Raw genomic sequence first — 6,042 nt, forward strand, 5'->3', positions numbered from 1 at the left:
ACCATTTCAACCCTATTCCTTCCCTTGCCGCTCATCCGCCTCAGGGGCCTGATACCGGCTGAGATTGGAGAGCATGGCCTTGAGCAACCGGGCCCGCAACAGGTCCCGCTGGGGAAAGCCGATCTGCAGCACATCGCGCTGGACGGCGGCCTGCATGATCAGCCCCTCCCGGATGGTCAGGATCTGCTCTTCCATCAGCCGTTCGATGATCCGCCGCGCCTGGTCTTCTGACAGCAGATCGCCCAACTGGGTCGCCAGGATCTCCCACAGGTCCTCTTCCATGTCCAGCTTGACGATGCGGACGAACCCGCCGCCGCCGCGCCGGCTTTCCACCACATAGCCCTGTTCAGCGGCAAAGCGCGTCGTCAGGACGTAGTTGATCTGGGAGGGCACGCAGCCGAAGAGCGCGGCCAACTGCTGGCGCTGGATCTCGATCATCCGTTCCCGGCTTTTTTCCAACTGTTCTTTAATGTAGCGTTCGATCTGGTCGGCCAAATTGGCCATGCCCCATCACCACCGTTCGTTGATGAAAAGGAACGCCGATGTCGTCAGTCCACACTGGTCCCTGTCGACGGTCATCCCTTCGCCGCGTCGGCCAAGCCATCGCTCTCGACGAAAAGCTGCCCTTGGCGCTCATCGACGACCAGCTTCCCTCCGTCGCCGACAGCGCCGGCGATCAGCGCCCGCGCCACCGGTGTTTCCACATGGCGTTGGAGGTAGCGTTTCAAGGGACGGGCGCCGTAGACGGGGTCAAAGCCTTCCCGGGCGACGTGAGATTTGGCCGCTTCGGTCAGGGTGAGGCTGATCCGGCGCTGCTGCAACCGCGCTTGCAGGTCCCGCGTCAAGATATCGATGATTTTCGTGATCTCTTGCAGCGTGAGCGGTTTAAACAGCACCATGTCATCGACACGGTTGAGAAACTCAGGCCGGAAGTGAGCCCGCAGGCTGGCCATGACCTGTTCGCGCGCCTGGGGGCGGATCTCGCCGTTCTCGGCGGCGCCCTCCAAGAGAAATGGGGAGCCGATGTTGGAGGTCATGATGATCACCGTGTTTTTGAAATCGACAGTGCGCCCCTGGCTGTCGGTGACACGGCCGTCATCGAGGATTTGAAGCAACACGTTGAAGACGTCGGGATGCGCTTTTTCGATCTCGTCAAAGAGGATCACCGAATAGGGCTTGCGCCGCACCGCCTCGGTCAACTGGCCGCCCTCCTCATAGCCCACATAGCCGGGAGGCGCGCCGATCAGGCGAGAGACGGCGTGTTTTTCCATGTACTCGGACATATCGATGCGGATCAGGTTCTCTTCACTGTCAAAGAGCGATTGGGCCAGGGTCTTGGCCAACTCGGTCTTGCCGACGCCTGTCGGCCCCAAGAAGATGAAGGCGCCGATGGGGCGACGGGGATCCTTGATGCCCGAACGGGCGCGCAGCACGGCGTCGGTCACCAACTGGACGGCCTCCTCCTGGCCGATCACCCGTTCGTGGAGGATCTCGCTCAGCCGGAGCAGTTTTTCCCGCTCTCCTTCGACCAACCGGGTCACCGGGATGCCGGTCCAGCGGGAGACGATATCGGCGATCTCCTCCTCCGTCACCTCTTCGCGTAGCAACCGGTTTTCGCCGGACTTGCGGGCCAGTTCGGCCTCTTCCTGGGCGAGTTGCTGATCCAACTGGGGCAACCGGCCATATTTCAATTCAGCCAAACGGTTGAGATCATAGTTGTATCCTCGCTCAGCGTCATCCACCTCGCGACGGATCTTTTCCATCTCTTCACGCAGGGATTGGACCTTGCGGATCGCCTCTTTTTCCAAATCCCAGCGCGCCCGCATCTGATCTTCCTTTTCCTTGAGGTCGGCCAGTTCCCGGCGAAGGGTCTCCAACCGGTCCTGGCTGGCCCGGTCTTTTTCCCGGGCCAAGGCCGCCTCCTCCACCTCCAACTGCACGCGCCGCCGGCTCACTTCATCCAGCTCTGTCGGCAAGGAATCGATCTCTGTGCGGATGAGGGCGCAGGCTTCGTCGACAAGGTCGATCGCCTTGTCCGGCAGGAAACGGTCGCTGATGTAGCGGTTGGAAAGGGTTGCCGCCGCCACCAGGGCGTTGTCATGGATCTTGACGCCATGGTGCACCTCGAAGCGCTCTTTGAGACCCCGCAGGATGGAGATGGTGTCTTCCACATCAGGGGCGTCCACGAGGACCGGCTGGAAGCGCCGCTCCAAGGCGGCATCCTTTTCGATGTATTTGCGGTATTCATCCAGTGTGGTGGCGCCGATGCAGTGCAGTTCGCCGCGGGCGAGCATGGGCTTCAGCATGTTGCCGGCGTCCATGGCCCCTTCGGCCTTGCCGGCGCCGACGATGGTGTGCAGTTCGTCGATGAAGAGGAGGATGCGCCCTTCGCTCTTTTTGATCTCCTGCAACACCGCCTTCAGCCGTTCCTCAAACTCGCCCCGGTATTTGGCGCCGGCCACCAAAGCGCCCAGATCCAGCGCAAAAATAGCCTTATCCTTCAGCCCCTCGGGCACATCGCCCCGCACGATGCGCAAGGCCAATCCCTCGACGATGGCCGTCTTGCCCACACCGGGTTCGCCGATGAGGACGGGGTTGTTCTTCGTCTTGCGGGAGAGGATGCGGATCACCCGCCGGATCTCGGCGTCGCGGCCGATGACCGGGTCGATCTTTCCCCGCCGGGCTTCCTGGACCAACTCACGGCCGTACTTTTCCAGCACCTCATAGGTGACCTCGGGATTGGCGCTGGTGACACGCTGGTGGCCACGGATCGCCGTCAACGCCTTCAGCAGTTCTTCTCGGGTGACGTTACAGTCAGTGAAAAGACGCTTCACCGGTCCATCGACGGCAGGATCCAAAAAGGCCAGCAGCAGGTGCTCGACGGAAACGTATTCGTCTTTCAGGCTGCGCGCCTCTTCCTCCGCTTTGACCAGAAGGCGCTGCAACCGTGGCGTAATGTACACCCGGCCCGGTTCGACACCCGGTCCGGACAGGCGAGGTTTTCGCTCCATCTCGCGCCGGATCTGGCTGCGAAAGCGTTCACTGTCTATCCCCATCTTGTCCAGGAGTCGCCCCGTTAACCCTTCTTCCTGCTCCATCAGCGCCGTCAGAAGGTGCTCCAGATCCACCTCCGGATTCCCCTGCTGGACCGCCAGGGATTGGGCCGCCGTAATGGCTTCCTGGCTTTTTTGGGTCAGTTTGTTGAAATCCATAATCCCACCTCCATGATCGAAGAGACCGGTGAACGATTCCGGGTCTCCCTCACAACTCAGAACACACAACTCACAACGACTCGCTATGATTTTCCTCTGTCATTGACTAACTTTGACCTTTTGACTATATTTTATCGCCGATTACCGGCATTTATTCAAGGCCCGCCAAAGGAAGAAATCTCGCGATTATCGGTTTGAATAAAGATTATCGCCATTTATCTGAGAAAACCTCCCCATTTTAAGATCTTTGCGCGACTGCCGCACCACATTGACAGCGCCGTGATTCGGTGTAAAATTACACTCAGAAGTGTAATTTTACATACGCGCAGAAAGGAGGCGATTCTCATCAATATTGTGGATACGGGCATTCTCACACAGGACGCCTTTGACCAATTGGTCTCCGAGAAACTCCGGGAGATCCGCACCGAGGCAAATCTCACCCAGGACAAGATGGCCGAGCGCATCGGCATATCGAAAAAAACACTGGTCGATGTGGAAAAGGGGCGCAAAACCTTGGGTTTTACGGCGGCGGCACTGGCGGCGCTGCTGCACCGCCGGAGTGAAACAGTGCAATCCCTCTTTGGGGACATGACCATCGACGTGATCGAGTTCGTTTCGACGCGCGCGACGTCACAGGCCTGGTACAAGACCCTCGGCGGGCGTGTCTGGTGGACGGAAGAGAGCCGCCTGGGGCGTTTTATCGTCCAAAAACACCTCTTTACCCCCTATTACCGGATCATCGACGATACCCATTACCTTCATTATTACAGTCTAAACCGGGAGGAGACCTTCAAACGACTGACAGAGCTAAAGGAGGGCGAGCCCTGTGATGTCTCGGTACCCGTGGTTGCGCCGTGAGATCGCCCAGTGGCATGTGGAAGGGCTGATCACGGCAGAGCAAAAAGAGCGTCTTCTGGCGCGCTACACCCCTTCGGAGTGGCGATCATCCCAAATCATCCTCTGGTTGGCCGGCTTGCTCGTCGGTCTGGGGATTATCCTGCTTGTGGCTCACAACTGGGACGATATCCCGCGCCTTGTCCGGTTGGGTCTGATCTGCGGCGTCATCACGGTAACCTATTCGGCGGGCTATCTGCTCGCATACGGCAGCGCCCCTGCATCGCGCGCCGGCAACTACCCCCGGATCGGTTCCGCCTTGCTCCTGCTCGGGTTGCTCTCCTACGGCGCCGGCATCTGGCTCGTGGGACAGATGTACCATATTCCCTCCTATGACGCCACCGGTCTGGGCTTGTGGTTTCTGGGCGCCATCGCCGTCGCCTACCTGACGGGCCATCCCCTCTTTTTTCTTTCGGCCCTGGCGCTCCTCACTGCCGCCAATATCAGCGACGCCACCGACTATGCCGTATCCCTTGTCACGGGCCCCTGGTTTTTCGCCGCCTTTGCCTTTCTCGTCTTGCCCTTTCTCTGGCGGCGCAACCAGCCCCTTCACCGCTATGGCGCGACCATCGCCTTCTTTGTCTCAACGCTCGTTCAACTGCTGACCGCCGAGCAGAGCCTGATTTGGTTGTCCCTGTTTCCACTCTTCAACCGGCTCTACGAGCAGGTTAGGGAGCATCGCCACGTCCGCTTCCCCTCGCTGCTGTCTACGCCACTGCTGCTTTGGGGCGCATTTTTAGCCGAAATGGCCGCGTTGTCCAATCATCCGCCTATCGCCCCCTACAGCTTGTGGCTGGTCACGCTCTGGCTTATCCTGGCCTGTTTCGTCCTGTGGATCGGATTTCGAGGAAAACGGCTTGTCGAAGGGCTGGCCTTGTTCGCTTTGTCATCGCCGCTGCCCTTTGCTTCCAGATTTCTCGAAGCCAAGACCCAGTTGACTTACTTTGGCCATTCCATCGCTTCCTTGAGCGCCTACGGGGAGGCAACGACCCTGATCATTCTTTTCATCGGCGCCATTCTGCTGATCCAGAGCGGCAGTCGACTGAAAGAAGAATGGCAAATCAACAGCGGAACACTCTTTTTCCTGTTCTGCGTCCTTTACGCCTATGGTCGCTACGCCTGGGGTCTCCTTGATAAATCGCTCTTTTTTATCGGCGGCGGCCTCATCCTCTTTGCGCTCGGCTACATGTTGGAACGGAACCGCCGTCAACTCTTACATACCGCAGGCAAGGAGGGATAGGAGATGCGTCGCAAGGTTTTTATCGCCGTTGTGGCCCTCCAGGTGCTCGTCCTGCTTCTCCTGGCGGGCAGCCGGGCGCTCATTGTTTCCGCCGGTCAAGAGATCCTCTTGAAAGCGTCGCCTGTCGATCCCCGTCATCCCTTCATGGGCGATTATGTTCAATTGCGCTACAACATTTCGGAAATCGACACGCGGGTTGTCCCCAACGATATCACGGAAGAGGACATTCGTCGCCACAACAAGGTCTTTGTCATCCTCGAAGAGCAACAGGGCCTGTACCAGGCGACGGGCATCTATCAAACCACTCCTGTCGCCAAACCGGGACAGGTCGTGCTCACCGGTCGTTTTCAGGGCCTTGGGTTTCCCTCTCCTCTCGATGACGGCTCAGGTAAAGTTACTGCGGTGGAGCGAGGGGTGGAGCGAACACCCTACATCGCTCGGGTTGACTATGGCTTAGAGCGGTATTACCTCTCGGAGGGAAAGGGCGCCGCAATCGAGCTAGCCCTTCGGGAGCAAAAGAACGTCTACGCTCACATCCGCGTATGGCGAGGGGACAGCGTCTTAACAGACCTTTTTCAAGATCAGTAGAGGGTTAATACCCGGAAGGCGCCGTCGCCGGGCGCCTTCCTTCCTTCATGTCGACTGATAGACGACAAAAAAGCCTCAGACGCAATTGTCTGAGGCTTTACTTACAAT

At 58.7% G+C, this 6,042-nt stretch carries 5 protein-coding genes; 3 read left to right on the top strand and 2 right to left on the bottom strand.

Annotated features, from left to right (window positions below):
• Positions 1-12: 12 nt before the first annotated feature.
• Both GTO89_RS03820 and clpB read right to left on the bottom strand, forming a co-directional pair.
• Positions 13-504: a CtsR family transcriptional regulator gene (locus GTO89_RS03820; RefSeq protein WP_161260728.1), complete on the bottom strand. Its 492-nt coding sequence runs from the start codon at positions 502-504 to the stop codon at positions 13-15.
• Between the two features lie 71 nt (positions 505-575).
• Positions 576-3,212: an ATP-dependent chaperone ClpB gene (clpB, locus tag GTO89_RS03825; protein WP_161260729.1), complete on the bottom strand. Its 2,637-nt coding sequence runs from the start codon at positions 3,210-3,212 to the stop codon at positions 576-578.
• Positions 3,213-3,566: 354 nt separating this feature from the next.
• Here clpB and GTO89_RS03830 point away from each other — a divergent pair, with 354 nt between their 5' ends.
• From GTO89_RS03830 to GTO89_RS03840, 3 genes are read left to right on the top strand one after another with little or no spacing between them, the layout of a single operon-like run.
• Complete coding sequence (locus GTO89_RS03830) at positions 3,567-4,070, top strand: helix-turn-helix transcriptional regulator (RefSeq protein WP_161260730.1); 504 nt, start codon at positions 3,567-3,569, stop codon at positions 4,068-4,070.
• A complete protein-coding gene (locus GTO89_RS03835; protein WP_161260731.1) occupies positions 4,042-5,346 on the top strand; it encodes a DUF2157 domain-containing protein in 1,305 nt (434 codons plus the stop codon). Before GTO89_RS03830 ends, GTO89_RS03835 begins: the two co-directional genes overlap by 29 nt.
• A gap of 3 nt (positions 5,347-5,349) precedes the next feature.
• A complete protein-coding gene (locus GTO89_RS03840; protein WP_161260732.1) occupies positions 5,350-5,934 on the top strand; it encodes a GDYXXLXY domain-containing protein in 585 nt (194 codons plus the stop codon).
• Positions 5,935-6,042 lie beyond the last annotated feature (108 nt).

It is taken from the genome of Heliomicrobium gestii (assembly GCF_009877435.1).
Classification (GTDB): Bacteria; Bacillota; Desulfitobacteriia; order Heliobacteriales; family Heliobacteriaceae; genus Heliomicrobium; species Heliomicrobium gestii.

Coding starts and splice junctions, on each gene's coding strand:
- clpB (WP_161260729.1), bottom strand. CDS start 3,212: ATGGATTTCAACAAACTGACCCAAAAAAGCCAGGAAGCCATTACGGCG.
- GTO89_RS03820 (WP_161260728.1), bottom strand. CDS start 504: ATGGCCAATTTGGCCGACCAGATCGAACGCTACATTAAAGAACAGTTG.
- GTO89_RS03835 (WP_161260731.1), top strand. CDS start 4,042: ATGTCTCGGTACCCGTGGTTGCGCCGTGAGATCGCCCAGTGGCATGTG.
- GTO89_RS03840 (WP_161260732.1), top strand. CDS start 5,350: ATGCGTCGCAAGGTTTTTATCGCCGTTGTGGCCCTCCAGGTGCTCGTC.